Raw genomic sequence first — 26,270 nt, 5'->3', positions numbered from 1 at the left:
TGTGATTGTAATTATCAACGATATATTATTTAACATATCAATACTCCACAAAATTTCATTGGCACCACCTCCACCAATGATTATTAGGTTGGCGTGTTGGTTGGTGTTGCCAATTGCTTACACACTTATTCCACCAAAAATATTTTATACATTTACTAAAAGAGCAAATCTGCTCTTGAAATCTCATATCCTTGCTCACGTAACAATTTTGTTGCGCTTCTTAAATTATCAATTGGATAGAATGGATATATATCCTTTGCTAATTCAATTACTCTATACTTTGATAAAACTTCTTTAACACCTACATATGTATCAATTACTGAATACATAACAATCACCTCTAAAATTTATTTTTCATTACTACATTGCAACAAGATACTGCCTCTTGTTAGATAACTTATCCAGTCACTTGACTACAACACTAAGAATTCTTTCTTATCAATATGTTTATTTCTAATCTAGTAATCCTTCAATTTCAGCGATTACTTCCCTGTTCTTATCAATAGTCGCATCATCATTCCAAAATTCACTTAATGTTTCTAAGTCTTGTATAACGTTATATCCAATGATATGCCACAACGAGTTTGCGACCCGAACTGGATCAGAGAAATCTGTGTCAATTACTCCATAATTTTCTAATTCATACTGCTTAATTCTTTCCATTGCATCAAATACACCATATTCTAATATAGGGTTTTCAGCATCTACTTTATATGAAATGTAATTTTCATTACAAAAAACGACATCTTCCAAATCAGCATACGCCCCAGTATATCCATTCTCTAAAACTTTTTTTATCTCATTAAGTGCTTCGTTACGTGTAAAATAATTTTTTTTCATAATACTTAAACCTCCATTTTTATGAGTAAATTTCTTTCTACCGCGTACATTAAGCATTAACTAGCTTTTCATAGTTACCTTGATATTCTTTTAACAATTTTGTATAAGTTTTTTCATTATCAGTAAGAAATAATACATGATTACTCGACCAAGTATTAAGATGATTTTCAAGAATCATTACATACTTGCGTGGCTTAATACCGTTAGTAAACCTAATTTTTTGCATATCCTCGAAAAAATAGTTATCCTGCAAACTCCCCTCAACATACTTAGGTTCACAACCTAAGTCCATTAATTTATTTGCCAATTCTTGTCCGTTATCAATCTCTTTTTTATAATCAATCATAATAATTCCTCCTAATTTTTATTCTCCGTATAATACTTGTTGTATAGATTCTTTATAACTCATACCTAGCATATCTACATTTGTTTCTACCATATCAGGTACTGTTTTTTCATCGTCCGTATCCCTGATTGAAACGCCTTCATTTTCTACTGCCTCAATAATTTCTTCTCTTGTCATAATTAATTCCTCCCAAAAATTATTTTATGTATAAAAAGCACAAGTGAGAATCGAACCCACTAGCAAAAATTCTTTTTACGCTACACCAGTTGTACTAACAATTATTTTGATATGTTTATTATATGGATACTGGATAACCTAATTTTTCTAATCCAATACGATTAATATTTATTTTCTCGCAATCTAATTCATCGCTGCCAATATCTTCAATGGTACTTTGTAGCATCTCAATATCATTATGGCGTAATGTATATTTCCATTCATATTTAACATTGCCGTTCTCATCAAATTCAACTGTACCAACTGTTCCACTAACTAGATCAATAGCAAAACGATTAGTATAAGTGTACATTCCATCAACAAAAACCAACAAAAAATTCTTTTTGTTGTCTACATATAAACCACCGTCAATATAGTCTGATAAGACTGAGTCGTTATTATATACTAACCATAATTCATTGTTGTTCTCAACTTGAATTGATTGAATATCTTCTCCATCATTGTCTACGTACCTAATATTTTCATCAAGTAAATTTTCACTATAGTCAATATCAAGTCCATACATATTTAGTAATTTTTCTAATCCATTTTTACTACTAAATTTTCCTGCAAATACAAAATTTAATCCATGACCCCAACTTCTTATTGCGGTTGTTTTTAGAATATCGAACATACTAATTACCACCCTTTTATTATTTGAGTAAAAATCTTTTTTACGCAACTTACTAATCGTTCATGTTACCATAGACAATCTTTTGTACTTGATCGTCAAACCAAAGAATATCGTTTAGTTCTGTTCCATCAATGTTATCTTCCATTTTTGAATTAATATAGTCTTGAATATAGTCGCTAAGTTCATCATAGGTACCATTATCAATACTATTCTCTAGGACACAAGCCCCACCGCTCCACGCTTTAAAATCACTCAGTTCTAATTCTTTAATTACTTTGATCATGATATTCCCACCTTTTATTATTTTATATAATAGCGTGTGTAAGAATCGAACTTACAAATTGTAACCATACCACGCTTAAGTCTAGTAAAAATTCTTTTTTTGCCAACATTAATAATTTATTCTTCAATATCAGTCCATTTCTGATAAAATGCAGCACCATTACACCTTGATATTAAAAACTTCAAATCGTCATCAGATAATTTAGATATATATTCATAAATTTTGTCAACTTGTTCATCTGGCTCTAATTCATCAAAGTTTTTTATTTCATCTGAAACTCTTAATTCTAAGTCTTCATAACTAATTACATCTTTTTCTTGCAATTGCAAAAGTACATCGTATACCGTGTTTCCTTTTATAGTCCATTTTTGTATTTTTTGTGTATCTGCCCCGTTAAATTTAATCATAGTTATTCCTGCCTTTTTATTTTTTGTGCAAAAATTCTTTTCTTGCCAATTTATGCTGTTTTTGCTTTATAAATTACACGATCAACTTTTGCCTCTTCCCAGTCACTCGGTTCACCACAATTAGTTGATTCTGCAACTGTTTCTAGTAAGCCCGATTTTACTGCTTCATCCAAATCTGTGTCTTGACACAAGCCATAAAAACCCCAGCAGCTATCAACTACTTCGCCTTTACTATCTGAAACTGTAAAACCATAAACTTCCCCATTACACCATTGTGTATAGGTATTTAACTCACTTTCAAAAATATTTTTTACTCTTTCAATCACTTGAGAAGAGATTCTTTTTTTGCCAAACTCTTTGTACAATTTTTCTTTTGTTACGAATGCTAAGCCAACCGTACCACAATCCCAGCCATTCGATACACCGATTGAATAGACTACATTACTATGCTCAAATTTACTAATTGGGAACATAATGTATCCTAACTTATTAATACGTTTTAATACGTCACTTAAAAAGTCACTTGTATTACTGTATTTATCGTGAATTTTTTCAACTAATTCATCACCAATTATGCTACCCAAGAACTCCATTGAATCACTATACTTGTGTTCTTGTGGCGAAAAACTTCTGCTCTCAAAAGTATAATAAGTACCAAACATACCCCATTCACGCATTGGATTTTCTGCGCATTCATCTGCTTCAATTGATAATACTTGACCCTTTTTATTTATGTATTTTGCCATAATAAACTCCACCTTTTTATTTTTTTTGAGTAAAAATTCTTTTTTCTGTTGATATGTTTACTTAAAATACATTAGTATCGTGACACCGATCAATAAATTCAAGATTTTCTTGTAATTCCCTATTATCCATAGCCATCATTAAAGAGTTCAATAATTCCTCTTTACCCATTAATTCTGCCATTGCTTCCGCTTTTTCATATAATACTGATTTTTCCATAATTAAAACCACCTTTTTATTTTTTTGAGTAAAAATTCTTTTTTGTTGATATGTTTATTTGTTGTCTACTATTGTTGTCAATCCAGTATCCGTGTATGATACATTATCTAATTCAAGTCCTTTTGCCCCCACACCTTGTTGACCTAAAATACGTGTATTCTTATCGGTAGGATAGATTACAGCAGACCATTTTTTGTCTGTATTCTCCACGTATTGAATAGAAAACTTGTTAGTCTTGATAATTTGTCCATTCTCTAATTTTAATGCACGTTTACCAATTGCAAAATCATAGTTTTTCTGTTTCATAGTTGCAACTTGTTGACTAGTTGATTGAATCTGACTTGATTGCTTATAAATAACTAGTTGTTGACAACCCAATAAACCCAATGTTATTGATGCAATTGCTATACTTGACTTTTTCATAATTAAAACCACCTTTATATTTTTGAGTTTCTATTGATATGTTTAGTTATATACCTGAATATTGAATTAATTCAATTGATAGTAATCACGAACTAAATACCCTACTATTTCATTAGTCAATTCAATTTTGTCAACAATCCAATCGCTTATTAGATTGTTATCATTATAGCGATTAATAAGTAGAATTAATATTTCATTTAATTCGCTGCCCTTAAAATTATCAAGAAACTCGATAGCTTGTTCCTCGGTATTTGTATATGAATCCGCAAAATTATCAACTTTTTCAGATAAGTATTGTTGATTATTATCTGAAGATTGATCAAATTCATTAACTAATTTAACTTGTATATTTCTAATCATGATTACACTCCTTTTTATATATTGACCCTGATTGCATTAGATAAAAAATACTTAGATTTTTTGAACATAAAATAACTACCGTCAATTATATCACGTGTGTATGAACGACCACCATTTATATTAAATGTAAGTGTGTCGTCAATATCGTTATTAATACGTTCGATATTTAAAGAATGATTGTTTGATAGTACGATTGTTCCGATACAATGTTTCATACTTAACACTTCTTTCATTATGTTTATTACTATGTTAAAATAGAGAGAATTTTAACAATCTATAAAGTAGGCTATTAAGTTTCAATAACCCACTTGAACATTGCTAAAAAATTGTGTGTTTTTATACTTGGTGCTGGTTAGGTCGTCAATTAGATACGCTCTTACTTTTTCAAGTAGTCATTGCATGTTTATATTTTATTTTAAACTATTGAACTTAATGCAGATTTTTTCACTCCCGTTGTATATTGTATGCTTAATTTATCTCCATACTGTCTAATCAAGTGCCTGATTGTATTCAAGTGATTAGAATATACTTGTTTGCTAGTTATCCGCGTTCTCAATCTGCTCCTATCCTAGTATTTGGTACATAAATTTCTGAACAGTTATGCCATAATTAATAAAACAAGATAGGAGCATTCCAATGAAACGATATCAAGATGATTTTAAAGCCAGCATTGTGAAGATGCATCGTGAAGAGAAAAGATCTATTCGCTCGCTTTCCGAGGAATACGGTGTTTCTCCAGCCGCAATTCATAACTGGGTTAAAGGCGCTAAATCAGTTGAGCTAGAAGACGGTACTGAAGTAACGTCCAAAGAATTCAAACAACTTCAAAAGGAAAATCAGCGATTAAAGGAGGAACTTGAAATTTTAAAAGCTGCGGCGGTGTTACTGGGAAAGCATTAGGACGAATTAATTGCCTTGTCTTCATAGAAGATCAGTTATTGCGACACCGCTTATCAATTATTCTTTCGGCACTGAAATTACCGCGTAGCACCTATTACCATTGGAAAAGATATCAACCTAGTCAACACGAACGTGTTGATAATCAGCTCAAAGAAAAAATTAAATTGATTTGGGAAAATAATTATCGTGCCTATGGTTATCCACGAATAACGATGGTGCTTCGCAAGTCAGGCATCCGTGTTGGGTCAAAACGAATTTTACGATTAATGAGGGAAATGGAGATTCACTCTTTAATGAATCGGCGATTTAAAAAACCTGGCACTCATGTGGATCATTCACAACGCCCCAATTTAATCAAGCACCAGCCCAATGCAAGGATATGGCGTGCTGACATTACTTATTTGGAATTACGTCCAGGAACCTGGGTTTATCTCAGTTCTATTTACGAACCAAAGGTTCATCAAGTTCTTGCTTTCAAGATTGGTCGTCAGATGGAGGCGCCGTTAGTTGTAGAAACGATTAATCAGGCGCTTGAATGTCATCAAAAGCCACAATATTTTCACTCTGACATGGGTTCACAGTACACCAGCAACGAAGTTGAAACTTTACTTGAACGGCATCAGATTAGCCACTCATACTCAAAACAAGGTTATCCTTATGATAATGGGCCAATTGAAGCTTTTCACTCATTGTTGAAGAGAGAGTTTGCCTTTCAAACAACTTTTTCCAATTTTGAGGACTTGGTAATCCGAACCTCAAATTACATCAGTTGGTTTAATTCCGACAGAATTAGAACGAGTGTTTAGAAAAAGATGTGCCATTTATTGACATAGGAGCAATCTAACAATTCGCTAACTATTCAAGTGTTTCAGTAGGTTGCTAGTCTACCGAGGTTATTAAGTTGTCAAAGGTCAAAGTGTGTTTGATTGACTAACTGTCGTATAGAATACTAGAAAGTCGATATACATTGTAGCCTATCTTTCACACCTGATTGATACGGCGTTGTCTCGCCTTGATACCTTGTTGCTAACTTACAAGAACTATGTTACAACTTTCATTTTAAGTTGTCAACACTTTTTTTAATTCTTTTTGAATTAAGTTTTGCATTTAAAGGCTTGCTTGCTTAATTCATGTTTCAAGTTTAACACTTAATATTTAAGTTGTCAACACTTATTTTAATATCTTTTTAAGTTTGATATTATATAGCTATCTGACGCACTTTAAGGCGTTCTTGATACATACCTAATACCTAACTCTATGATACCTATATTAAAACATAGCTTTTAAAAAGTCAACACTTTTTTTAATTCTTTTTGAATTGATTGTTAGAAAGATAAAAGCTATCTATCAATCAACAATCACAATACTACACCATTGAATATGTTGTGTCAACACTTAATTTAATATATTTTTAAATTGATAATATATAGTAGAAACACGATTAAAATATAGTAACGAAATATAGTTTAAAGCCTTATGGCTGTAAGGCTTGTTGGGTGTAATATAATGTTATGATAGTAGTATGCTAGTAATATATGTATATATAGTATGATATGGTATAGTGTAGCGTATTGGTATATATGGTGTAGTAGTATATATGTATAGTATGAACGTTAGTATAACAATGATAGTTAGTGAGTGATCGTGCTTAGTAGTGCAATATGGTATAGTCAAGTGTATTGAATGAATGATTGAATTAAATTAAATTAAATTAAATTAAAAATAAATTGAATAATAGAAAAAGAAAAAAGACAAAAAGAGAAAGTAAAAGCAAATTAATAGTATACATGTATATGAGTATGAGTGATTGAATTAAGATTAGTTAGTTGGTTGGTTAGTGATTGGTGATTAATTAGTTAAGTGTGCGAGTAATTGAATTGGTGAACGGAAAAAATAGAAAGTGAAACAGTAATGAAAAATTGAGAAATAAATTAAACTATTTTTTGTAATTGAAATGGTGGCGAAATAGTGAGAGGAATTTTTTCTGATATTGCTATGATATGTAAAACATTTTAAATAGTTGAATGTGATATCATTTTGATATTGTAATGATATTGTAATGATATGATTTAATGATTAATAAAATATTTTAGTGTTATCAGATACTCACACAAAACAATTAAATTTTTTTAGACAAAATAAATAAAAGTGGCTGCTGGCTGATTGGAAAAAATTGACACCTTAAAAAAATATCAAACGGGGGCTATTTTAAAAAAGATAAAACATTTTTAAATAATGCTATACACTGTTAAGTAGTATTATTCTTTACAGTGCGGTGGGGGCTGTTTTTCTCAAAACAAACTAAATTTTTTGTGATTTTTCAAATCAGTAGCTACACCTACACACCATAAAAATTTCTCTACATTTCCCCTACACTCTCCCCACCCTACTACTCCAGCTAATCAAGTTACTCTAATTATCCCATTTTTCCTACATTTTTCTTAGTCCCTACTTTGCTACCTACTTACCTATCTACTTTTCGTGCTATATTTTTACTCTCGTATTTGTCTACTTTCCCTTTGTATCAGTATTTATTCACTATTACTCCCTACGTATTTTCCTAGTTTTTACATAATTTTGCTCATATCACATTCGCTCACGCGTTTTCTAATCTAATTTTGATCCACTACTCAACCACTTATTCACCTAAATGATCTCTCAATTAAAATTTATGATCACGAAACAAGCTATTCAGTTTTCCAATTGAATTTAAACTGGCAACCAAACTTTAATAATAAATTAAATTAATTTATATAACTGGTAAATGAAAATAAAACTCACGTTTTCAATCAAGTAAAATCCCACTAAAAAGTAAATAAAATATACAACAATTTTCTCCTGTTTTATTTTAAAAATATTTTACTAGGATTTTAAAAACTTTAAGATTAATTCACTATAATTTTTTAGTGTTTTTAGAGCTTTCTGAACACTCTTTTGCAGACTTTTTAACTTCAAGAATACTGTTTCTAACACTCCGAATTGACACTTTTCTTTAAAAATTGCCTTGTAGACTTTTTAAAATTCAATATTTCTGTTATTTTTGTTCGCTTACATTTTATTTTTTCAATAAAAATAGCTAATTTATAAATTCAAAAAAGAATAGTCTACACTTCTTTCTATTGGAAATGCCCTTATATCAGCGTTTATCAAACTCAATAGTTTAACTAATAGTATAATACGCAGTTTATTAAACAGTATAGTATTCGTTAAAGTAAATAAATAAGTACATATACATACTAATAGTAATACTAATAAAAATATATTATGAATTTAATTTATATTCTAATATATACTTTCTAATGTATTTGTGTTTAGATGTTTAATACCTATTATATCTATAAGTTAATTAGTATGTAGACTTACTAATATACTTAAATATAGAAACTTACATTGTATTAAATATTAATTTATATGTTTGAGTATATGTATATATAGACTTGTACTTAGACGTTTAATTAAACATAGAATCAAACATATACTTTTACTTGTAAACAAAAACTAATATAAACATATATATTTGTATTCATTTAAAAATAGAATTTATAAAGTCCGACACAAAAAAGCCACAGATGAAATTTCTGCAGCGAGTAACTATTGAGTTATCACAATAGTTTAATTAATAGTATTAGCAATAGAATACTATTATATAATCTATTTATATATATACATAGTAATCATAACAGTAATTAAAATACTAATTCATATAATAATACTATTTTAATTTACATTACAATTACTATTATACTTATGTTTATGTTTGTATTTCTAATATAAAATAAAAATAGACTAATCAGTTTCCTGACTAGTCTATTTAACTAAAATTCATAAGGTTCTATTTCTTGTTCCATATCTTCTTTCCCAATTAATCCCATTTGAAATAATTCTTTCAAAACAGCATTATTAACTACAGCTGATTTTATTCCCCTTGAATATTGTCCTGAGCCATCTTTTTTCATACTGATATCATCAATGATCTTCGCAATATCTTCTCTAAGAGTAACTGTTTTTGAGATTTTCTTTACCCTATGAAAAACCTCATTATGTTGTAATATATATTTCCCGTTCATATTTTTAGTAACTATTTCCTTTGCTTCTTTTTTCTTAGGAAGGCTACTAAAAATGTCTGATCCTGTAACAGTAGGGGAGGGGGTATTTTTTTCGACACTAGGTTGAATTATAACAGTGTCTTCATTACTAGTAACATTTTGATTTTGTTCTACTTTTGTTTCTTCATTTTCTTTTTTATTATCTATATTATTTTCATTAGAAGTAGTTTGGTCGTTAAACATTCCTTCAAGTGGTGAACCCTGGAAATCTTTTGATTTGCTATTTCGACTACGTTTTCTTCTATTACTGTCTGTTAATTCATTCATAGCCTATCCTCCTATAAAGTAATCGTTCCTTTTTCAATCATCTCGTCCAACAAACTATAATAAGTATCAATTAATTCATTAGTTTTATTGGATAGGGTAGCAGGTAATCCACGATATGCTGTGGCCGATGCGAATCTAATAGTATTAGGTATTTTTGTAGAAAAGAATGGTATATTATTTCTATTTGCATATTCTGTTATTGCAAGAGTTACATCGGCATGAAGTTTGGTTGTTTTTCTGTATTTAGCAGCTAATAGACCACCAATTTCAAGTTTAGAATTATATTGTTCTTTAATAACTCTTACTCGATCAAGAATATTACGAACACCATCAATAGAATAAGCATCTGGTTCATATGGGATAACTACTTTATCAGCAATAGCAATTATAGAACTTGTTACAGCTTTTATCTCAGGAGGTGTGTCAAAAAATATATAATCATATTCCTTATCAATATTATTCATTTTAGTTTCTAACATATTGAAATAATCTTTGGTGGGGGAGGCGACTGCAGCTACTACAGCTAATAATTGTTGATCACTAGTTTTTGTAACATCTATATCTCTACTAGTTAATTCACGAATTGCCTTTATGTTATTTAGTCCAAAGTCATCTTCAAATTGTTTCATCTTATCAAATTCCAAGAAGTTCATATTACTATTTGCTGGAATAAGATCTATATTCTTATAAACGTCTTTTAAAATTGCTTCTTCAGGAGAACTATAATCCATAAAGACATCGTAGATACTTGTTTTTATTTTACTTTCATCATTAGGATCAATACCGAAACTACGGGTAGCATTTCCTTGACCATCACTTTCAACGATAAGTATTTTACTTTCAGGTTTTCTAGTGTGTACACAGCCAGCAAGATTAACACAAGTAGTGGTTTTTGTGCTTCCACCTTTATTATTTATGAAAGCTATTTTTTGTGCCATATATTCTTCCTCCAAATAAATTGAAAATTTATTTTAATACTTTTTATTGACTAATCTCAATAATCTAACCCACAGTATTTTATGTACTTAACTATTGATTAAACTATTGTTTTAATCAAATACTTCATTGGTTTAAATAAATTATACTTTTTCATGGTGTGTTTTGCAACCATAAAGGGTAAAAAAGATATGAATCACTATAAAATAAGACTTTTCAATAGATTTATGTACTATATTATGTATTTATCTCCATTATATTCTCAATAGTTAAAACAATAGTTAAACCAATATATTACAAAATAGATATAAACATAAATGTCTAATTTAATTACCTCACAGAATACTACTTAAACCCCAGTATTATGCCATTTCGGTTAATTCTATGTATTGCATTTATTCTAATAGTGTGTTTTAATCAAAGTATCAAAGTGTGAAAACAACACATTTGGAGTGAATATAAATGATTAGTTCTAAAGGATATAGTCACAACTTGCGTGGTATATATCTTGGATATTTAATTAAACTCTTGAATAAGAAATATTTTGTATCAATGTCACCTATAGCAAAAGAACTAGACATGAATTCTAATTATTTTAGAGATTTTGCTAGGGGACTCAAAAATATGCCTAATGAAAAATTAGATCTTATAGAGGATTTTCTATATGACTTATATGGAGCTATCTTAATAGATGAAGTTCCACAGAAGCATAGCGAATTCCAGGAATTTATTACCACATTGCCAAATTCATTAATTTATAAAGAAATTGTAAATTAAAAACGATTAGAGTCCACTACAACTCTAATCGAATTAACCAATGAATTCTTATAAACCCACTACAATTTATAAGATGTATTAATAGAATTCTCCAACCACTAAATTTTCGAGTTCTATTTATGTTATAAAACATAGATATAGCTGTATTTGCGCTAATCTTATTTAGTATATTATAGCATGAATACAGCCCTTAGTAAACTTTATAAAAAAGAAAGGGGCGATTAATTATGCTTAAAAACGAAATAAACCAAGATAATTTACCTTCCACTGCCTACCTACAAGTTAATTGTGATCTACTCAATAATAAGATCTATAAAAAACTTGATATGACAACTATTATGCTCTATTCTCTTTACGCAAATCGAACAACTTGCAGTATTTATAATTCTGGTGACGGTTCATGGAAAGATGATAATAATAGAATCTATATTTTATTTACGAATGAGGAAGCAGCCAAAATCTTACGTGTTTCTTCAAGAAAAATTTCCGATTCAAGATCTGCTCTACAAGAATACGGACTTATTGAAGTACAAAAATTTGGTCTTAAACAAAATCGAATTTTCGTAGCTAATCCCGAACATAGTGAAGAAGAGGGGGTTATGAGCTATAAAGGCCACAAAATTAACTACAAAGTTTCTATCTCTCCAGAAGTAGAAAAATATTCTACCTCGAAGTCGCATAATAATCATACAAGTGTACTTAATCATAAAACAGTTAATACAAAAGATACAAGAGTAACTAACTCCAAACAGAATGTGTCTAAAGATAATGATACATCATCTGATGAAGCATTGATTGATGCACTAAAGTATCGTTACAAAAATATTTTTGATGATAAATTTTTTATCAATTTAAAACATGCAACTCAAAACAATTATAAACAAGCAAAATGGTTTATTGACACCATATTTAAAGCGAAATACAGTTCTACTAAGGCATTTAAAAACTCAGGCCTACCTGTGGACTTAATTCTAGCTACTACCTTTGAGGAAAATTCTTATTACAGAGATAATATTGCTGGTGCTTTATTAATTATTATCGAACAAGCATATAGATACAAAAAAGTAGAGAATATTGGTGGTTTTATTTATTCGTTCATGCGTGGATTCTTTATTGAGCAAACAAAAGCTTTTATTTGTGATAACTATGAAATTGACAATGCTCTTTATGCAGTATTAAACTCTGTACAAAATAAAAAAGACAAGAAATTAATCTTGTCTAAATAAATTATACTTCCACCAATGTTGAACCTTGATACAATAATTTTTGTTTCTTTAATAGATCTGGATAAATAGATGTCAAAAACCGAGTTGGCTTTACACTAGTCTTTTTACCAATATTATATGAAAGATCTAGATTATATTTAGCTCTAGAGATAGCAACATAAAGAAGACGAGCTTCTTCTTCAATATTTCCGTTACACATTTCGTGTGGATAATATTCATCACTTACGGATGGTAAAAATACATGATCAAATTCGAGTCCTTTTGAGGCATGAACAGTCATAAGATTTACCGACTCATCGTTGTTTTTCTTATTATTATTCTTAATTATATCAATGTGATTTAATAGCTTTTCAATATTCCCAAAGGTGTGTGCAAGACCCAACAAACTCTCTACTGATTGAGTCTTCATAACACGTTCGGTTTCTTTTCTAGATGTTTTTTCTAGATGTTCAAAATACTTAGTTTTTTGTATGACGTACTGCAATACTTCTCCTGCATTTGTGGTGTCTAATATCTTATCAAAGTGAGTTAGAATATTAATCAAATATTCGATAGGTTTTCTTTCAGATATAGGTGTGTATTCACTTAGTGCTTTAAACACACTTATATTATTATTATAAGCATATTTATCAAGGTCTGATTGTAATTTATTACTTATAAACCTATTTGGAGTATTAATAATCCTTGCCATACTTTGATTATCTGCGTGATCATTCATTATTCTAAGGTAACTTAACAATACATCAATTTCTGTTCGTTCAAAGAAAGAATGATTTCCTGAAACATTCAAGGGTATTTCTGCATCAGCAAAGGCCGATTCAAAAACTCCCATTTGTGAATTAGTTCTAACTAGAATAGCAAAATCACGATAATCATTGTAATTTTCTGCGACTAAGCCTTTAATTTTTTCTATAATCCCATCTACTTCGTCTCTATCACTAGAGTATATTTTAAAATGTGTTTCATTACCGTCTATTCCAATAGCAGATTTAGCGTTCTTAAATTTCTTATAGTTCTCAACATTTCTCGATGTAATAATGCTATTAGATAAATCTACTATTTTTTTGGTAGATCTGAAGTTTTCTTGCAATTCAATCACATGGACATCTTTAAACTCATTAGAAAAATTAAGAATATTATTGATATCGGCATTTATAAATGAGTAAATGCTTTGTCTAAAGTCTCCAACAACAAAAAGATTGTCTCTTTTTATCATTTTCAATATTTCTAAGTTTATCTTAGAAGTGTCCTGGAATTCATCTACCATTATATAATCAAATCTATCAGATATTTTCATCCTAAAGGTAGGATCTTCTTTCAAACGATAATAAAAATGCAATAATAAATCATCAAATTCAATTAAATGAGCGTTCTTTTGTCTCTCCATAAAGATCTTGTATGCCTCTTGTAATTTGTCCCTCATTTCTTCGTCCACATATCTGGTATGTTCATCAATCAATACTGGCATCTTTTTAAGTATCATATTTGCCTTTTGATAAGAAATAAACATTGCTAAGGTAGGAGCATTAATTAGTGATTCGATACCCATTCCTTCAGGATTCATATTAGTCTTAGGTTTTACTATCGAAGACAATAATTTTAGTTTCCACCAATCCTTCATAAGTTTAACGCCTTTATAATAACTACCATAATTACTATACAATGTTTTCATAGCAAATGAATGAAAAGTAGACATGGGGATCTGCTCCCCTACGGCACCTATTTGCTTAATTACTCGTTTCTGCATATTATTAGCTGCATCTTTAGTAAAAGTAAGAGCTAATATTCTACTAGGATCAACATTCTTATTTTTAATTAGGTTTACAATTCTTGCGGTAAAAACCGAAGTCTTACCTGAACCTGCTGAAGCATTCACTAGTATATTTTCTGCTTCAGAATTAATGGCTTCTTTTTGAGATTTTGTAAGTTCCATAAAAGACCTCCTCTTGTCTTCAGTTAAATAAACATATCCACAGGTTAATAGTATCATATTTAGATTATTCTTGCAATATGTTGACTACTATTTTTGTGTAGATTATACTATTTATCAGGTATATTCATTTTTATTATTGTAATATGTTTATTTATAAAATTGGGAGGTAATAATGGAAAATACTTACGACTCATTAGACAGCAGATATAGAGAATTAATAAATAACAATAAAAATATGACACAAGAACAAAAAGAGGAACAGTATTCGTTATTAAATAGAACTAAAAAAACAGAAGAAGACAATAAAGAAAAATATAGAAACTTTGGGAAAATACCAAACTCGCTTCTTGATAACGAAGATATAACATATCAGGAGATAGCTTTGTATACATATCTAACTGCAATGGCACATGGTTGGATTGTGTATGATTTTAATGCGCAGTTTTTATCAAAAAAACTAAATATCGGTAGAAAAGGATTACAACAAATCGAGAATGCAATTAGTGGCCTAGTTGAAAAAGGTTTTATTAATACTAGATATAGCTGGGGCGAGAAGACTAAATATTATGATGTTACATTGTCTGATTACAACGCTAATTTTTCTAAAATATACTGTAATGACATACTTAATATAATAAAAAAATCCTCATCTATAAAAACATTAAGCATTTTAGCTAGTTATGCGGCGATTAGATCATATATATTTGATGGGGGAATAGAAAGTCAAAATTCAACTTCAGTTTGTTATTCTTCGCATGAGGATATCACGGAAAGGGCGCATATTTCATATAGTGCATTAAATAAAAGTGTTGATTTCTTAAGCGAAAATAAACTATTGGCAACGATTAAGGTGAATCTGGCAGATAGAGGTGGAATTAAAAAAATATACTATAGCCATTATAAAGATAGAAATAAATTAGAAGACTTTGTTAAAAATAGTTGGCTTGACGGGAGAATTAATAGAATTGTTTATGGGGTTATTATGTAAAGACAGGGGGCTGTATCTCAAAAGTAACGAAAAAGTGTTCTTTCGTGTTGTCGCTGTATCTCAAAAGTAACGAAAAAGTGTTCTTTCGTGTTGTCGCTGTATCTCAAAAGTAACAAAAAAGTGTTCTTTCGTGTTACATATAAGAAGACCCTATACTAGAACACCCTATGAAAAGAAGCTATATAAGCTCAATTCACTAAAGTGAATTTTCTCTTTTACAAATTTGCTCTTATTTTTCTACTCATTTCTCGCAGTTACACAAGATAATATAATATTAATCAATAGTATTCATGAAAGGTTAATCTATCATCATTTCAAAAGTTAGTGAAATCGTGACAGATTAACCTTTCGTTTAGTATAATTATAGTATGAAAGGTGTGATAATTTTTGAATAATAAGTTATTTGATAAAGAGAAAAAAACGTTCTATGACAGAAGTAAACATATTGACAGAATCATAAACGAAGAAACTCTAAACAATGAAATTAGGGGAGTTATTAGTAAAAATGGGACTATTGAGGAAACTAATACGGGGAATTATCTAGATAGAATTGCTAATTATTTACTAGAAAGTAAAGATCTTCCATCTGGTAGGAAAGTTGAATATGGTTACTATAGAAGTGAAAGAGACTATAGAAGTAATTTCACGACTGGTCGGAATACCGTACCTATATCTAGTGAAATTATTGAACAGTTAAATGAAATTAGCGTCAATACAAATAAACATATCAACAAAGAATTTATTAAAAGATTATTTAATCCTCAAAGCTTATCAGAAGATGATATAAGACGTTTTATTATCAATGGGTGTAATTATACTCAAACTGATTTAGAAGAGCTTAGAGGAGCAATCTCGTGGCTCTGGGACGTAATTATAAATGAATGTACAGGACGAGAAAAGGAAGTCATAAAAATGTTTGATGGTGATATCACTGTGAGAGAAATTGCCGAAAAATCTGAGACGACTTTTCAAAATATTTATAAAATTTTGAAAAATATTTGTAAAAAAACCAAAAAATGGTTGAATAATCCAGAATAACTCTGCATATATAGTGTAGGGGTATTATCCCCACACAAATAAACTTTGTGCTACACCTGTTGTTCGATATGATGAATATCGAACTTATGGGGTCTATAAGGGAAAACTCTTAAAACGACTCCACTACAAATAAACATAATGAAAGAGAGTGAGCGAATGTCAGAAAAAGTTGTATCAAAGAAAGAACTTGTGGCACGTATTGCAGAGAACAAGGGAACAACAAAAATTGCTGCGCAAGAAGCGCTAGATGCTGTAATTGTCACAATTAAAGATGTGCTTGCAGAACACAAATCAGTCAGTCTTAAGGACTTTTTACGATTAAATGTGGAATTCAAAGAGGCACATACACGAGTTAACAACTTTACAGGTGGAACTATTAACGTACCTGCAAAATATGTTGTTAAAGCTAAGCCTAGCAAATCCTTGACGAATTAGTCTGCTAATAATGAGAGTTCATAGAACTCTATAAAACTAGCTTAATGTAAATAAGTGCTTACGCACAATTATCGTAATAGATGACGATCTAGATAATTTTGGTAACAAAAGTGTACCCTTTTATTATTTTTACGAAATACTAATAAAAAAATAGTAATTCATGAAAATAATAATAAAAAACCCTTTTCTGAGTGGTTGGTTTACCGTAATCAGAAAATCACACACTTGTGTGATTAAAACAGCAGTCAATAAATAAGTCGCCTCCTCAAAAATCCAGACCTGAAATATTGACTGTTGTTTTAATCGTATGAGTAGAGAGAAAGAGAGATGAGTATATGAATAATGGTATTGCAGAAAAAATATTTAATCACATTCTGTTTATTGAGTCAAAAATCAGTAGGATCGTTCAAGAACGGAAAAGTGAATTAGATATTCATGATATGGCAGATTTAGAGCGTTATTCAAATGCTCTAAAAAACCTTAGTATAACTTTGACTAACCTTGAAGAAACAGACTATGCTAAGCTACCCGCGATGGACGAGGTGTAATTATGGCTAGAAATTACACATGTATAATTTGTAAACAAAATAAGGGTGAAAGAACATTCGTAAAGCATAAAAATAACTTATTAAATAGCGATTTTTCTATTTGTAAAAATTGTGCTAATGGGCTAGTTGAAAAAGGCGGTAAAAATGCTGCAATTTCAATATGTCAATTAATGAATGTTGCATATATCGAAAAGTCTTATAGAGAAATAATCGAAGATGCAGAAGGGAATTTTACAGATTACCTGCAAAAAATAGCACCTTATAAAAAATATGTATTTTTTAGTGATTCTGTTTTTACAGATAATGAAAGCCAAAGCGCACGGAGTAGTTTTGTCGTTACTGATGAAATCATGAATAAGTGGGGCGGAGATCATACAGAAGATGAGTACTTCAATCTTGAAGCTTCGTTGCAAAACTTAATCAATATAAAAGTACCTAATACAACATTTGAACTTATGAGATATAGACAGAATGTTAAATTAGAAGCTGCTCTCAATGAAAGTTTAGCTGAAGGTGATAGTAACAGTATCACTAAACTAAGAAAAGCTTATTCAGATGATTTGAAAGATCTGGGTCTAGATACATTGTTAAATTCAAAAGACGATGGAACACAAACTTTGGGTGAAAGAACAAAAGATTGGGAGAGTCATGCTCCTATTCCAGAACCTAAAGGGTCGGAAGATGTCGAAAATATAAAAGAATATATTGAAAAATGGTTTGTTGTCCCAATGAAAAGAGTATTTGGGGTTGCCACCGAAGAGGAGGTGGACAGCTTATACGATGAACGGAAAAAAGAAGAATGAAACTAAACAAGATGGCTATCTTCATATAAAAGAAGAAAACATGATGAAGTGGGTAGGTTATTGGCGTAAGAATCCACAAAAATTTGTTACGGATTATCTTGGAATGAACTTGTTTCTATATCAAAAGATATTGATGTATATGATGGGTAAAATTGACTTCTTTATGTACATCGCAGCTCGTGGGCAAGGTAAAAGTTACTTAATTGCTATCTTTTGCATAGTCAGATCAATATTATATCCAAGTTCGAATATTATATTGGCATCAGGAACAAGAGGACAAGCATCAAAAATTATTACCGAAAAAATAGTGTCTCTTTACAATAATTATCCAGCAGTTAGGTATGAAATAGGAGACATAAAGAATATCAAGAATTCAATTAATGATACATCGGTTACTTTCCCAAATGGTTCAAAGATACAAGCAGTCACATCAAATGATAATGCTCGTGGACTTCGCGGGAACATATTGGTAGTAGATGAATTCCGTCTTGTAAAGAAAGACGTTGTAGATAAAATATTGAAACCTATGCTTAATGTTAATAGACATCCTGCTTTTATGGATTTGCCAGAATATAAAGATGTACCAACAGAAGAAAATAAAGAACTATATATATCCTCTGCTTGGTATAAAACAAACTGGATATGGGACAGTTTTAAAGATTTTGTAAAAAAGATGATAAAAAATCAAAATACATTTGTAGTTGATTTGCCTTATCAGTTATCTATAAAACACAAATTACTTTCTCAAGATCGTGTTATGCAACAACGTTCTGCAGAGAATATGGATCAGACAGGGTTTGCCATGGAATACGAAGCATTGTTTGTTGGTGAAAACGATAAAGCCTATTACAAATTAGCTCCTTTAAACAAAATAAGGACAATAAATAAAACTTTTATGCCACCAACGGATATGGAATTCATTGAAAATAAAGCAAGATCCAATCCTAAGAAATTAAGTAACTTAAAAAGAATTGATAATTCTGAAATTCGTCTTGTAGCGTTGGATATTGCTTTGATGGGTGGAAATAAGAATGTAAAGAATGATACTTCAGCCTTTACGTGTTTTAGATTAATTAAAGACGGAGACGAATACAGGAGAGATATTGTTTATCTTGAGAGTATACAGCAGTCGATTGCAACTGAAGATTTAGCCATAAGACTTAAGCAACTGTATTACGATTTTGAGGCAGATTATGTTGTTATGGATGCTAATGGTAATGGATTAGGTGTTTTTGATGCCTGTTGTAGAGTTTTATATGACAAAAATCGTGATACTGAATACCCTGCCTGGGCTTGCGTTAATGATCAAGCTACGAATGAACGTAATAAAACCGATGGATTGAAAATGGTTTATACAGTTAAAGCAAATGCACAGTTTAATCATGAAATTGCAGTTCAATTAAAAACGGTTATTGAAAATGGAAAGCTTAGACTTCCAATGAATGATATTGAAAAACGTGAAGAATTAGTTTCTGAAGGTGGCTTTGTAAAGAAATCAGCAGAGGAACAACATAGAGATCTTTATGCTTATCAACAGGCATCTGCTTTGGTAAATGAGCTTGTCAATTTAGAATATGATATTCGTGATGGTGGATATATCAGAATTCATGAAGTCGGAAGCACAACAAAAGATAGATACAGTTCAATTGCATACGGAAATTATTATGCAAATGAATTTGAAAAAAAGCTAAAAGATAATTATTCAGATAAAGATTTACTAAATTATTTAATGATGTAGAGGTGAGAAAGTGCCAAATAATTTTGCAAGAAATAAACTGCGAAATGATAAACGAAGACAGTACAGAAACAATGTAAAAGATGTAAGAAAAACGAATCAAGCTTTTGCTGATGCCTTCGCTGATCCTAGAGCAAGAATATCCTCTACATCTTCTGCAAGCACAAATAAAGAGAATATTTTAAATTTTCTCAAGAATCCAACAAGTAATACTGGTTCAATTGCTGCTACTATGCGTGGTGCTTATGTAAAAAATGGATTAATTACTAGAGTGGTTGATTATTATCAATCTATTCCAACTTTTAATTATTCAGTATATCCAGTGATGGGTAATAAAATTTACGATTTAGAAGGAAATTTATCACAGGATTATATAGATATTGCCTATGGGGTTTCGCAGTTTAATATTAGATATTACGCCCCATTCTTTTTAAAAGAAATGCTACTAAACGGAGTGTGTTATGTATATCAAATACAAGATAATACAGGGGTTGCATATATTGAATTTCCAGTGGAATGGTGTGAGATTGCTCAACAGACAAATGGTGTCTATAGATATTATCTAGATATGAGTAAGTTTAATGATGACACATCGGCAGGTATGCCCACAGAAATTCAACAAGCTTATGCAGATTATAAGAGTGGAAATAATAAAGACACGACACAATGGTACAACAATAAAATGTATCTTTTATCTAATAAAGGAGTCGCCTTCACAATGGATTTAACCTCATTAAATAATGGTGGGGTAGCGATTTCTCCTTTTGCTGGTTTGTTATTAGATAGTGTTTCGATGGATCAAGCGAAAGAAAACATAGATATTCAAGACACGATTGACAATATGCGTATTGTCCATTCAAAGATACCTTTAAACAGTGATAGTAAACCTGCTATGAATGTAGAAACTGCTAAAATTTACGATGCTGCCATGCGTAGTAGGTTGCCAGCAGGTGTTGTATCAATTACATCACCAAATAATTTAACCAATGTTCCTTTAAATAATGCAGGAGTAACAAGTGCTTATGACACTTTAAACAAGAGTGCTAAACAAATATTTTATGATTTAGGTGTCCCAGAATCAATATTTGGGGGTTCAACCACATCAGCAAATATCGTAAAAGACTCATTGCAAAAGGACGCTAATTGGATATATACAAATGTATTCCCGCTTTTTGAAAATTACTATAACTTATTATTAACAAGTATCAAAACTAAAACAAAAGTAGGTTGGAGATTCAAATTTGTAAGACAATCAAATTTCAGTTTGAAAGATGATATCGCAATCGTTAAAGACCAACTAAGTTTTGGAGGTTCACGTTTGGACTATCTGGCCTCATGTGGATTAGATCCAATAGAAATTATATCTAAATTACAGTTCGAGCAGAATGTGCTAAATATAGATAATCTAATGGTTGTGAAGCCAACTTCTAATACTTTATCTGGAAGTCAACAATCTGCTGAAACTGGAAGACCAGAGACAGATGAGCCTACGGATGATACAGATAGGTTATCGTAATAAATTCGTTAGGTGGTGAAAAAATGGTAAGGATAGATAGTATAGCAACGCCTACAAGATTTGAAAAAGTCGAACAGGACATGACTGATGACGGAAGATTTCAGAAAGTTAAGATATATGTTGCTTATACAGGAGAAAATTTAAATAATTCAGTATTTTCTGAAGAGGTACTACTTGATGCGGCAAAAAACACTTCCTTATGTACCGATTCTAGGATACATCAAAGCAGATGGTAAAGATGAAGATTTTGGTGGACATGAAAAACAATATAAATTAAATGAAGATGGGACTGTCAAAATTGAATTTAATACTAAGGCTTACGGTTTTGTAGCAGAAGATAACGATGCTCATATGGAGACATCGGGAGGAAAAGATTGGCTTGTCTGTTATGGATATTTATGGACAAGATTTACTGATTCAATAGATATTTTTGATGAGTCAGGTGGAACTAAAGGGCATTCAATGGAAATCATTGATGCTGATGCCTATGTTGATTCAGAGGGGAGAGTAGTCTTTACTAAAGCAAAATTTTCTGGTCTTTGTATCTTGGGAGATGGGGCTACTCCTGCTATGACAGGATCAACAATTAGTACAAATTTTTCTAATGACAAGATACAAAATGATATTAGGGAAATGATTAAAGAATTTACAAAGGAGAAAGGAGTGGAATTGATGTCTGCTAAAGATTTGAACAAAGATGTAGATAACAAGGAAAATGAAGTAGTTGACAATGAAGTCGGAAACGAAGAAGAATCAGAAAATACTACGGAAGTGACTTCTGAGGAAGAAACAGCAAAGAACAAGGATAAAGTCGAAGATAACAATAAAGAAAACGAGGACGAAGATTCTAAAAAAGGTGATAAAGAAAAAGATAAGAAAAATGAAAAATCACAATTTGAATTGTCTTTTGAAGATACTCGTAACAAACTTTATGCGGTTTTAAATGATAACTCTTCAGATCTTTATTACTCTATTTTTGAAACATTTGATGGTTATTTTATGTGTGCTTTATATGACTGGGATTCAGATGCCGATACACGATATTTCAAAATTAATTATTCTATTAGTGATAACGAAGAAGTAACAGTAGATTTACAAAATAAGGTTGAAGTATTCCCTATCTATGCAACTAAAAGAAGAGAAAGATAATATGAGAATAATAGAACAAAGGTTACTGAGTTACAAGAAGAATTGGCTAATTTACAAGCTTACCAACGAGGAGAAGAAATGTCTCTTAAAGAAGAAATGTTAAATAAGGTTGAGGAACGTCTAGGAAATGAACAAATCAACAGGATAAAAGGGCAATTTGAAAAGCTTACTCCAAAAGAAGTAGAGAAAGAAATTGCTTATGCGATTTTTCAAAATGAGAAGGACGCAAAAAAAGAAGGGGCAACCGTGTTTACAAGAAACAATGTTGTCGAACAAAAAGGGAAATATGGCCCAGAAGTAGATAAGTATTTTGTAAAAAAATAGCAAATAAGAAAGGTAGTGTATTGAATGAGTAAAGTATTTTTAGATAAAATTTCAGCAACAGCACATATTGAGTCGGTTGTTGGGACAACGGATTTTTCAAATGGTCAATTCTTGGAACTAGGAGTCTTAGAATCAGATGGAGAAAGTCGTGCAGTAAAACCAGCTAATTCAGAGGAAACAGCAGAAGTACTATTAGCACACGCTCCGATTGATTATGGTTATCCAGATTTCGATCTAGCAAAATGGAAATTGGAAGCTGGAAAGATTGGTCGTGCTTACCATCTACAAAAAGGTGATGTTATCGAAGTTACAACTGATTTGGTAGCCGATGCTGATAAAGTAACCGTAGGTGCAAACTTAACAATTGGGGAGAATGGCCTTGGGTTTAAGGCAGCAGCAGCAGACGCTCGTGGAATTGCCAGATTAATTAGCAAAGAATCACAAGGTTTGATGGCGATGTTTGCGTAATTGCAATTCTCTAGAAATAAACATAATGAAAGAAATGAGGGAAAAGAATGAAAAATGAAGGCTTAAAGCAATTAGCACGTGATTTATACCACAAGAAAGATCTTGAATTTGAGGGAGTAAGTGGGAATCAGGCATTGCGCAATATGATAATGGAAAAAGTTGGTGGCGAATTTGACTACTACAGCTTTGAGAAACACAAAACAGAGGTTTTTGAAATCTTATCAGTTGCGGTTGACGCAGTAGTTCCAGAAATCTTAACAAATCAATTCGATAACTTAGCAGATGTCCGTAATGTCCCACTTGGGCAAAAACCAGTATTCCGTGTAGAAGATCCACGTATTATCCGTGTAGCTAAGATTGCTTCGGGTTCACAAGATCTTCGCAGACAGACTGTTACAAGTAGAAAATATACGATTGAAACAGACTGGTTCGGTGCAAAGGTATATGCAGAATTTGAACAATTTATGAATGGGGAAATTGACTGGTCTAAACTTGTTGACAATGTTTCAAAGGGATTTTCTAGTTATATTGAATCAGCAATTGGTGAAGCATTTACTAGTTCATATTCAGGATTAAGTTCAAATGACAAGTTTACTGGTAAGTTGACTCTTGAAACATTGGTAAACTTAGCACAACGTATTCAAGTTAAATCAGGAACACCAGTAGCAGTTTATGGGACAAAGTTAGGATTAGCACGTGCGGCTGCATTAGTTGATAAGTCAGATGTAATGAAAGATGAATTTAATAAATTGGGTTACATTGGTACGATCAGCGGTATTCAATTAATTGAAATTCCACAAGCTTTCAAAGTAAATACAAATGATTTTGCTTTAGATGACAACTCATTATTGATCTTGCCACAAAACGAAAAGATTGTTGGAGTTGTCATGGAAGGTCAGTCGATTGTTAAAGAAATTGATAATACAGATCGTAATGATATGCAATTAGGTTTCACAACATTAAAGAAAATTGGTATTTCCGTACTTCAAATGAAGGTATATGGAATGATCAATATGAACAACGCTTAGTTTTACTAAGTTAAAAGCGAAGGGAGAGAGCGATAATGTCAAATACAAATAGAAGAGAACATCGTAAATTAATAGATAAAGATACTGAAATTTATATTCAAAATAATACACATGGGGTCATATTTTTGGGAGTCCCCTCACAAAACTTCAATGGTGAAATTTGAAGGACAAGGAGATGAGGATATTATGACATTCGGTGATTTGCGTGTAATGGTAGCGCAATCACGTAAATTATTTAAGGATATGCGATTGATTATATCAGAAGTGATAGATGATGAATATACCATATTGGATGTCGGCAAAAGCTTTGCATTTAGATGATACGTATAATTCATATTTTGATGATTTACTTGATCTAGGCGCAAAAAATATTGACACGAGTTACCGTATTGATGCTGAAGATATCGTATTTTTTATTCAAGAATCTGATATGGGTGATTTTAAGAAAGTACTGAAAACCAATTTGAAAAATACACTTATTGAGACAACTATGTCTATGAATACGGTGGATAGCAACAAATCTGATACAGTTTGCTAAATTGGTAAATACTAATATGGATGACGATATTTTAAGTGACATTAAAGCCTCTCAGGTGGGTTAGGGGGAATTAATCAAATGGCAACAAAAATTTGATGTTATCTATAAGGCATTTCTAAATTCAGTAGATAGTTATGAATTCAATGCTATTGATGACGAAGAATTAGAAGAAACATTATGGGGCTATTTAGACAGTGGAAGAGTTCTATTCGTTACCTACAGTAAAGATTTATATGATGTAGATTTAGAAAACAAGCAGTTTAATGTCAATCTTAATGGTTTTGAGATTTCAATGCTTGCTAAAGCGATGAAACTTGAATGGATTTCAAGAACTAAGAATTCGGAAGAAATGATGAAGAAATCAATGTGATAGAGATTATCAAGCTGTTCAAGGTTATAACTATATCGCTCAATTAAGTAAAGTAGAACGCCAACTTAGAACTGAAATACAAGAAGGTTTAGTGGACTATGAATATAGTCAAGCTGCTTTATATGGAGAGATGGGTTAATGAGTGATACGTTTGCAAGCGACTTCCGTAAACATATGAAGATAGTTGGCTCTTCAAGATATGAAGAAATATGCGAAATAAAACAAGAGAATTTGAGAATTATTTTAATAATGCTCTAAATAAAGAAAACTGTTTTATTGACGGGAGAGCAACACAAGCTATCTTTCAAGACCAGTCTCAAAGTAATAATAAAGATTTATCTGATGATAAATATCTTATTCTACCTAATGTAATTACTTGTGAAGTAGGATCTTATATTAACTGGCGTTTAGAAGAATGGTTAGTGTTTACAGAAGAGTTTAAAACTATTCCAACTCACCAGCAATTGAAAATCAAGCATGTTAATCAAAAACTTAAGTGGGTAACTGACTACGACAAACATTCGATTTCAAATAATGGTGCTGGATGGGGAGCATATGTTCAAAACCAGACATTGTATACATTAGGTGTTTCGTTTACAGGAAATCACCTGTCCTTAATTAATGCAAAAATGATGCTTTATGTAAAAAACACAGATGAAACAAAAAAGATAGCTATCGGGGATAGGTTCTTTATTAGTGGAAATGTCTACAAA

31 protein-coding genes and 1 pseudogene are annotated in these 26,270 nt (G+C 30.9%); 18 read left to right on the top strand and 14 right to left on the bottom strand.

What is annotated here, in order from left to right:
• Positions 1 to 155 precede the first annotated feature (155 nt).
• From G6O70_RS00150 to G6O70_RS00100, 11 genes are all read right to left on the bottom strand, one after another.
• Positions 156 to 329 (bottom strand): hypothetical protein, encoded by a 174-nt coding sequence (locus tag G6O70_RS00150; protein ID WP_157047936.1) that lies wholly within the window; start codon positions 327 to 329, stop codon positions 156 to 158.
• Positions 330 to 453: 124 nt separating this feature from the next.
• Complete coding sequence (locus tag G6O70_RS00145) at positions 454 to 840, bottom strand: hypothetical protein (RefSeq protein WP_057868830.1); 387 nt, start codon at positions 838 to 840, stop codon at positions 454 to 456.
• Positions 841 to 889: 49 nt separating this feature from the next.
• On the bottom strand, positions 890 to 1,186 hold the full coding sequence (locus G6O70_RS00140; RefSeq protein ID WP_057868831.1) for a hypothetical protein: 297 nt from the start codon (positions 1,184 to 1,186) through the stop codon (positions 890 to 892).
• A gap of 18 nt (positions 1,187 to 1,204) precedes the next feature.
• Entirely contained in the window at positions 1,205 to 1,363 is a 159-nt protein-coding gene (locus G6O70_RS00135) for a hypothetical protein (protein WP_157047937.1), read from the bottom strand.
• Positions 1,364 to 1,481: 118 nt separating this feature from the next.
• On the bottom strand, positions 1,482 to 2,036 hold the full coding sequence (locus G6O70_RS00130; RefSeq protein ID WP_057868832.1) for a hypothetical protein: 555 nt from the start codon (positions 2,034 to 2,036) through the stop codon (positions 1,482 to 1,484).
• Positions 2,037 to 2,088: 52 nt separating this feature from the next.
• Positions 2,089 to 2,319 (bottom strand): hypothetical protein, encoded by a 231-nt coding sequence (locus G6O70_RS00125; RefSeq protein WP_057868833.1) that lies wholly within the window; start codon positions 2,317 to 2,319, stop codon positions 2,089 to 2,091.
• A 116-nt stretch (positions 2,320 to 2,435) separates the two neighbouring features.
• Positions 2,436 to 2,726: a hypothetical protein gene (locus G6O70_RS00120; RefSeq protein WP_057868834.1), complete on the bottom strand. Its 291-nt coding sequence runs from the start codon at positions 2,724 to 2,726 to the stop codon at positions 2,436 to 2,438.
• 50 nt (positions 2,727 to 2,776) lie between these two features.
• On the bottom strand, positions 2,777 to 3,472 hold the full coding sequence (locus tag G6O70_RS00115) for a hypothetical protein (RefSeq protein ID WP_057868835.1): 696 nt from the start codon (positions 3,470 to 3,472) through the stop codon (positions 2,777 to 2,779).
• A 61-nt stretch (positions 3,473 to 3,533) separates the two neighbouring features.
• Positions 3,534 to 3,689, bottom strand: a complete 156-nt coding sequence (locus G6O70_RS00110; protein WP_157047938.1) for a hypothetical protein — start codon at positions 3,687 to 3,689, stop codon at positions 3,534 to 3,536.
• Between the two features lie 54 nt (positions 3,690 to 3,743).
• The gene (locus G6O70_RS00105; protein ID WP_057868836.1) at positions 3,744 to 4,112 is read right to left on the bottom strand and encodes a hypothetical protein; all 369 of its coding nucleotides are present in this window, start codon (positions 4,110 to 4,112) and stop codon (positions 3,744 to 3,746) included.
• A 66-nt stretch (positions 4,113 to 4,178) separates the two neighbouring features.
• Entirely contained in the window at positions 4,179 to 4,472 is a 294-nt protein-coding gene (locus G6O70_RS00100; protein WP_057868837.1) for a hypothetical protein, read from the bottom strand.
• A gap of 636 nt (positions 4,473 to 5,108) precedes the next feature.
• Between G6O70_RS00100 and G6O70_RS00095 the strand changes: the two genes are divergently transcribed.
• Positions 5,109 to 6,178, top strand: a protein-coding gene (locus tag G6O70_RS00095) for an IS3-like element IS1163 family transposase (RefSeq protein WP_219934255.1) whose coding sequence is annotated in 2 segments (ribosomal slippage) — positions 5,109 to 5,337 and positions 5,337 to 6,178 — 1,071 coding nt in all. Because the reading frame shifts where the segments join, the coding sequence is not laid out codon by codon here.
• Positions 6,179 to 9,187: 3,009 nt separating this feature from the next.
• On the opposite strand, the gene G6O70_RS00090 is transcribed toward G6O70_RS00095, so the two are convergent.
• Together G6O70_RS00090 and G6O70_RS00085 are read right to left on the bottom strand one after the other, a co-directional pair.
• Entirely contained in the window at positions 9,188 to 9,745 is a 558-nt protein-coding gene (locus G6O70_RS00090; RefSeq protein ID WP_057868696.1) for a hypothetical protein, read from the bottom strand.
• An 11-nt stretch (positions 9,746 to 9,756) separates the two neighbouring features.
• Positions 9,757 to 10,683: a ParA family protein gene (locus tag G6O70_RS00085; protein WP_057868697.1), complete on the bottom strand. Its 927-nt coding sequence runs from the start codon at positions 10,681 to 10,683 to the stop codon at positions 9,757 to 9,759.
• Between the two features lie 460 nt (positions 10,684 to 11,143).
• Between G6O70_RS00085 and G6O70_RS00080 the strand changes: the two genes are divergently transcribed.
• Positions 11,144 to 11,458, top strand: coding sequence for a hypothetical protein (locus tag G6O70_RS00080; RefSeq protein WP_057868698.1), 315 nt, complete (start codon positions 11,144 to 11,146; stop codon positions 11,456 to 11,458).
• 227 nt (positions 11,459 to 11,685) lie between these two features.
• Entirely contained in the window at positions 11,686 to 12,684 is a 999-nt protein-coding gene (locus tag G6O70_RS00075) for a replication initiator protein A (protein WP_057868699.1), read from the top strand.
• A 1-nt stretch (position 12,685) separates the two neighbouring features.
• On the opposite strand, the gene G6O70_RS00070 is transcribed toward G6O70_RS00075, so the two are convergent.
• Positions 12,686 to 14,617, bottom strand: a complete 1,932-nt coding sequence (locus tag G6O70_RS00070; RefSeq protein WP_057868700.1) for an ATP-dependent helicase — start codon at positions 14,615 to 14,617, stop codon at positions 12,686 to 12,688.
• Positions 14,618 to 14,789: 172 nt separating this feature from the next.
• Here G6O70_RS00070 and G6O70_RS00065 point away from each other — a divergent pair, with 172 nt between their 5' ends.
• The 15 genes and pseudogenes from G6O70_RS00065 to G6O70_RS00005 form a co-directional block, all read left to right on the top strand.
• Positions 14,790 to 15,605, top strand: coding sequence for a hypothetical protein (locus tag G6O70_RS00065; protein ID WP_057868701.1), 816 nt, complete (start codon positions 14,790 to 14,792; stop codon positions 15,603 to 15,605).
• A gap of 387 nt (positions 15,606 to 15,992) precedes the next feature.
• On the top strand, positions 15,993 to 16,643 hold the full coding sequence (locus G6O70_RS00060; RefSeq protein ID WP_057868702.1) for a hypothetical protein: 651 nt from the start codon (positions 15,993 to 15,995) through the stop codon (positions 16,641 to 16,643).
• Between the two features lie 156 nt (positions 16,644 to 16,799).
• Positions 16,800 to 17,078, top strand: coding sequence for an HU family DNA-binding protein (locus G6O70_RS00055; RefSeq protein WP_057868703.1), 279 nt, complete (start codon positions 16,800 to 16,802; stop codon positions 17,076 to 17,078).
• 335 nt (positions 17,079 to 17,413) lie between these two features.
• Positions 17,414 to 17,626 (top strand): hypothetical protein, encoded by a 213-nt coding sequence (locus G6O70_RS00050; protein WP_057868704.1) that lies wholly within the window; start codon positions 17,414 to 17,416, stop codon positions 17,624 to 17,626.
• A gap of 2 nt (positions 17,627 to 17,628) precedes the next feature.
• Positions 17,629 to 18,429, top strand: a complete 801-nt coding sequence (locus tag G6O70_RS00045; RefSeq protein ID WP_057868705.1) for a hypothetical protein — start codon at positions 17,629 to 17,631, stop codon at positions 18,427 to 18,429.
• Positions 18,407 to 20,167, top strand: a complete 1,761-nt coding sequence (locus G6O70_RS00040; RefSeq protein ID WP_157047928.1) for a terminase large subunit domain-containing protein — start codon at positions 18,407 to 18,409, stop codon at positions 20,165 to 20,167. Before G6O70_RS00045 ends, G6O70_RS00040 begins: the two co-directional genes overlap by 23 nt.
• 10 nt (positions 20,168 to 20,177) lie before the next feature.
• Positions 20,178 to 21,680 carry a hypothetical protein gene (locus G6O70_RS00035; protein ID WP_057868706.1) on the top strand — a complete coding sequence of 501 codons (1,503 nt, stop codon included), beginning with the start codon at positions 20,178 to 20,180 and terminating at the stop codon, positions 21,678 to 21,680.
• A gap of 177 nt (positions 21,681 to 21,857) precedes the next feature.
• Positions 21,858 to 22,829, top strand: a complete 972-nt coding sequence (locus G6O70_RS00030) for a hypothetical protein (protein WP_219934254.1) — start codon at positions 21,858 to 21,860, stop codon at positions 22,827 to 22,829.
• 78 nt (positions 22,830 to 22,907) lie between these two features.
• Positions 22,908 to 23,153, top strand: coding sequence for a hypothetical protein (locus tag G6O70_RS00025; RefSeq protein WP_219934253.1), 246 nt, complete (start codon positions 22,908 to 22,910; stop codon positions 23,151 to 23,153).
• A gap of 24 nt (positions 23,154 to 23,177) precedes the next feature.
• Complete coding sequence (locus G6O70_RS00020) at positions 23,178 to 23,621, top strand: hypothetical protein (protein ID WP_258236123.1); 444 nt, start codon at positions 23,178 to 23,180, stop codon at positions 23,619 to 23,621.
• A 47-nt stretch (positions 23,622 to 23,668) separates the two neighbouring features.
• Positions 23,669 to 24,649 (top strand): hypothetical protein, encoded by a 981-nt coding sequence (locus G6O70_RS00015; RefSeq protein WP_057868709.1) that lies wholly within the window; start codon positions 23,669 to 23,671, stop codon positions 24,647 to 24,649.
• 35 nt (positions 24,650 to 24,684) lie between these two features.
• Positions 24,685 to 24,813, top strand: coding sequence for a hypothetical protein (locus G6O70_RS12050; RefSeq protein WP_258236122.1), 129 nt, complete (start codon positions 24,685 to 24,687; stop codon positions 24,811 to 24,813).
• Positions 24,814 to 24,835: 22 nt separating this feature from the next.
• On the top strand, positions 24,836 to 24,970 hold the full coding sequence (locus G6O70_RS12045) for a hypothetical protein (protein WP_258236121.1): 135 nt from the start codon (positions 24,836 to 24,838) through the stop codon (positions 24,968 to 24,970).
• On the top strand, positions 24,921 to 25,187 hold the full coding sequence (locus G6O70_RS00010) for a hypothetical protein (RefSeq protein ID WP_219934252.1): 267 nt from the start codon (positions 24,921 to 24,923) through the stop codon (positions 25,185 to 25,187). Before G6O70_RS12045 ends, G6O70_RS00010 begins: the two co-directional genes overlap by 50 nt.
• Positions 25,188 to 25,766: 579 nt before the next feature.
• Positions 25,767 to 26,270: pseudogene (locus G6O70_RS00005) on the top strand (hypothetical protein); the annotation flags it as partial.

Origin of the sequence: Liquorilactobacillus hordei DSM 19519, from assembly GCF_019443985.1 — a bacterium.
Lineage (GTDB): Bacteria > Bacillota > Bacilli > Lactobacillales > Lactobacillaceae > Liquorilactobacillus > Liquorilactobacillus hordei.
This window is presented reverse-complemented; position numbering and strand designations above follow the sequence as displayed.

Coding starts and splice junctions, on each gene's coding strand:
- G6O70_RS00115 (WP_057868835.1), bottom strand. CDS start 3,472: ATGGCAAAATACATAAATAAAAAGGGTCAAGTATTATCAATTGAAGCA.
- G6O70_RS00020 (WP_258236123.1), top strand. CDS start 23,178: ATGAGTAAAGTATTTTTAGATAAAATTTCAGCAACAGCACATATTGAG.
- G6O70_RS00120 (WP_057868834.1), bottom strand. CDS start 2,726: ATGATTAAATTTAACGGGGCAGATACACAAAAAATACAAAAATGGACT.
- G6O70_RS00105 (WP_057868836.1), bottom strand. CDS start 4,112: ATGAAAAAGTCAAGTATAGCAATTGCATCAATAACATTGGGTTTATTG.
- G6O70_RS00040 (WP_157047928.1), top strand. CDS start 18,407: ATGAACGGAAAAAAGAAGAATGAAACTAAACAAGATGGCTATCTTCAT.
- G6O70_RS00140 (WP_057868831.1), bottom strand. CDS start 1,186: ATGATTGATTATAAAAAAGAGATTGATAACGGACAAGAATTGGCAAAT.
- G6O70_RS00145 (WP_057868830.1), bottom strand. CDS start 840: ATGAAAAAAAATTATTTTACACGTAACGAAGCACTTAATGAGATAAAA.
- G6O70_RS00030 (WP_219934254.1), top strand. CDS start 21,858: ATGCGGCAAAAAACACTTCCTTATGTACCGATTCTAGGATACATCAAA.
- G6O70_RS00075 (WP_057868699.1), top strand. CDS start 11,686: ATGCTTAAAAACGAAATAAACCAAGATAATTTACCTTCCACTGCCTAC.
- G6O70_RS00055 (WP_057868703.1), top strand. CDS start 16,800: ATGTCAGAAAAAGTTGTATCAAAGAAAGAACTTGTGGCACGTATTGCA.
- G6O70_RS00130 (WP_057868832.1), bottom strand. CDS start 2,036: ATGTTCGATATTCTAAAAACAACCGCAATAAGAAGTTGGGGTCATGGA.
- G6O70_RS00080 (WP_057868698.1), top strand. CDS start 11,144: ATGATTAGTTCTAAAGGATATAGTCACAACTTGCGTGGTATATATCTT.
- G6O70_RS12050 (WP_258236122.1), top strand. CDS start 24,685: ATGTCAAATACAAATAGAAGAGAACATCGTAAATTAATAGATAAAGAT.
- G6O70_RS00085 (WP_057868697.1), bottom strand. CDS start 10,683: ATGGCACAAAAAATAGCTTTCATAAATAATAAAGGTGGAAGCACAAAA.
- G6O70_RS00150 (WP_157047936.1), bottom strand. CDS start 329: ATGTATTCAGTAATTGATACATATGTAGGTGTTAAAGAAGTTTTATCA.
- G6O70_RS00010 (WP_219934252.1), top strand. CDS start 24,921: ATGATGAATATACCATATTGGATGTCGGCAAAAGCTTTGCATTTAGAT.
- G6O70_RS00090 (WP_057868696.1), bottom strand. CDS start 9,745: ATGAATGAATTAACAGACAGTAATAGAAGAAAACGTAGTCGAAATAGC.
- G6O70_RS00025 (WP_219934253.1), top strand. CDS start 22,908: ATGTCTCTTAAAGAAGAAATGTTAAATAAGGTTGAGGAACGTCTAGGA.
- G6O70_RS12045 (WP_258236121.1), top strand. CDS start 24,836: ATGACATTCGGTGATTTGCGTGTAATGGTAGCGCAATCACGTAAATTA.
- G6O70_RS00045 (WP_057868705.1), top strand. CDS start 17,629: ATGGCTAGAAATTACACATGTATAATTTGTAAACAAAATAAGGGTGAA.
- G6O70_RS00135 (WP_157047937.1), bottom strand. CDS start 1,363: ATGACAAGAGAAGAAATTATTGAGGCAGTAGAAAATGAAGGCGTTTCA.
- G6O70_RS00125 (WP_057868833.1), bottom strand. CDS start 2,319: ATGATCAAAGTAATTAAAGAATTAGAACTGAGTGATTTTAAAGCGTGG.
- G6O70_RS00050 (WP_057868704.1), top strand. CDS start 17,414: ATGAATAATGGTATTGCAGAAAAAATATTTAATCACATTCTGTTTATT.
- G6O70_RS00100 (WP_057868837.1), bottom strand. CDS start 4,472: ATGATTAGAAATATACAAGTTAAATTAGTTAATGAATTTGATCAATCT.
- G6O70_RS00110 (WP_157047938.1), bottom strand. CDS start 3,689: ATGGAAAAATCAGTATTATATGAAAAAGCGGAAGCAATGGCAGAATTA.
- G6O70_RS00015 (WP_057868709.1), top strand. CDS start 23,669: ATGAAAAATGAAGGCTTAAAGCAATTAGCACGTGATTTATACCACAAG.
- G6O70_RS00070 (WP_057868700.1), bottom strand. CDS start 14,617: ATGGAACTTACAAAATCTCAAAAAGAAGCCATTAATTCTGAAGCAGAA.
- G6O70_RS00065 (WP_057868701.1), top strand. CDS start 14,790: ATGGAAAATACTTACGACTCATTAGACAGCAGATATAGAGAATTAATA.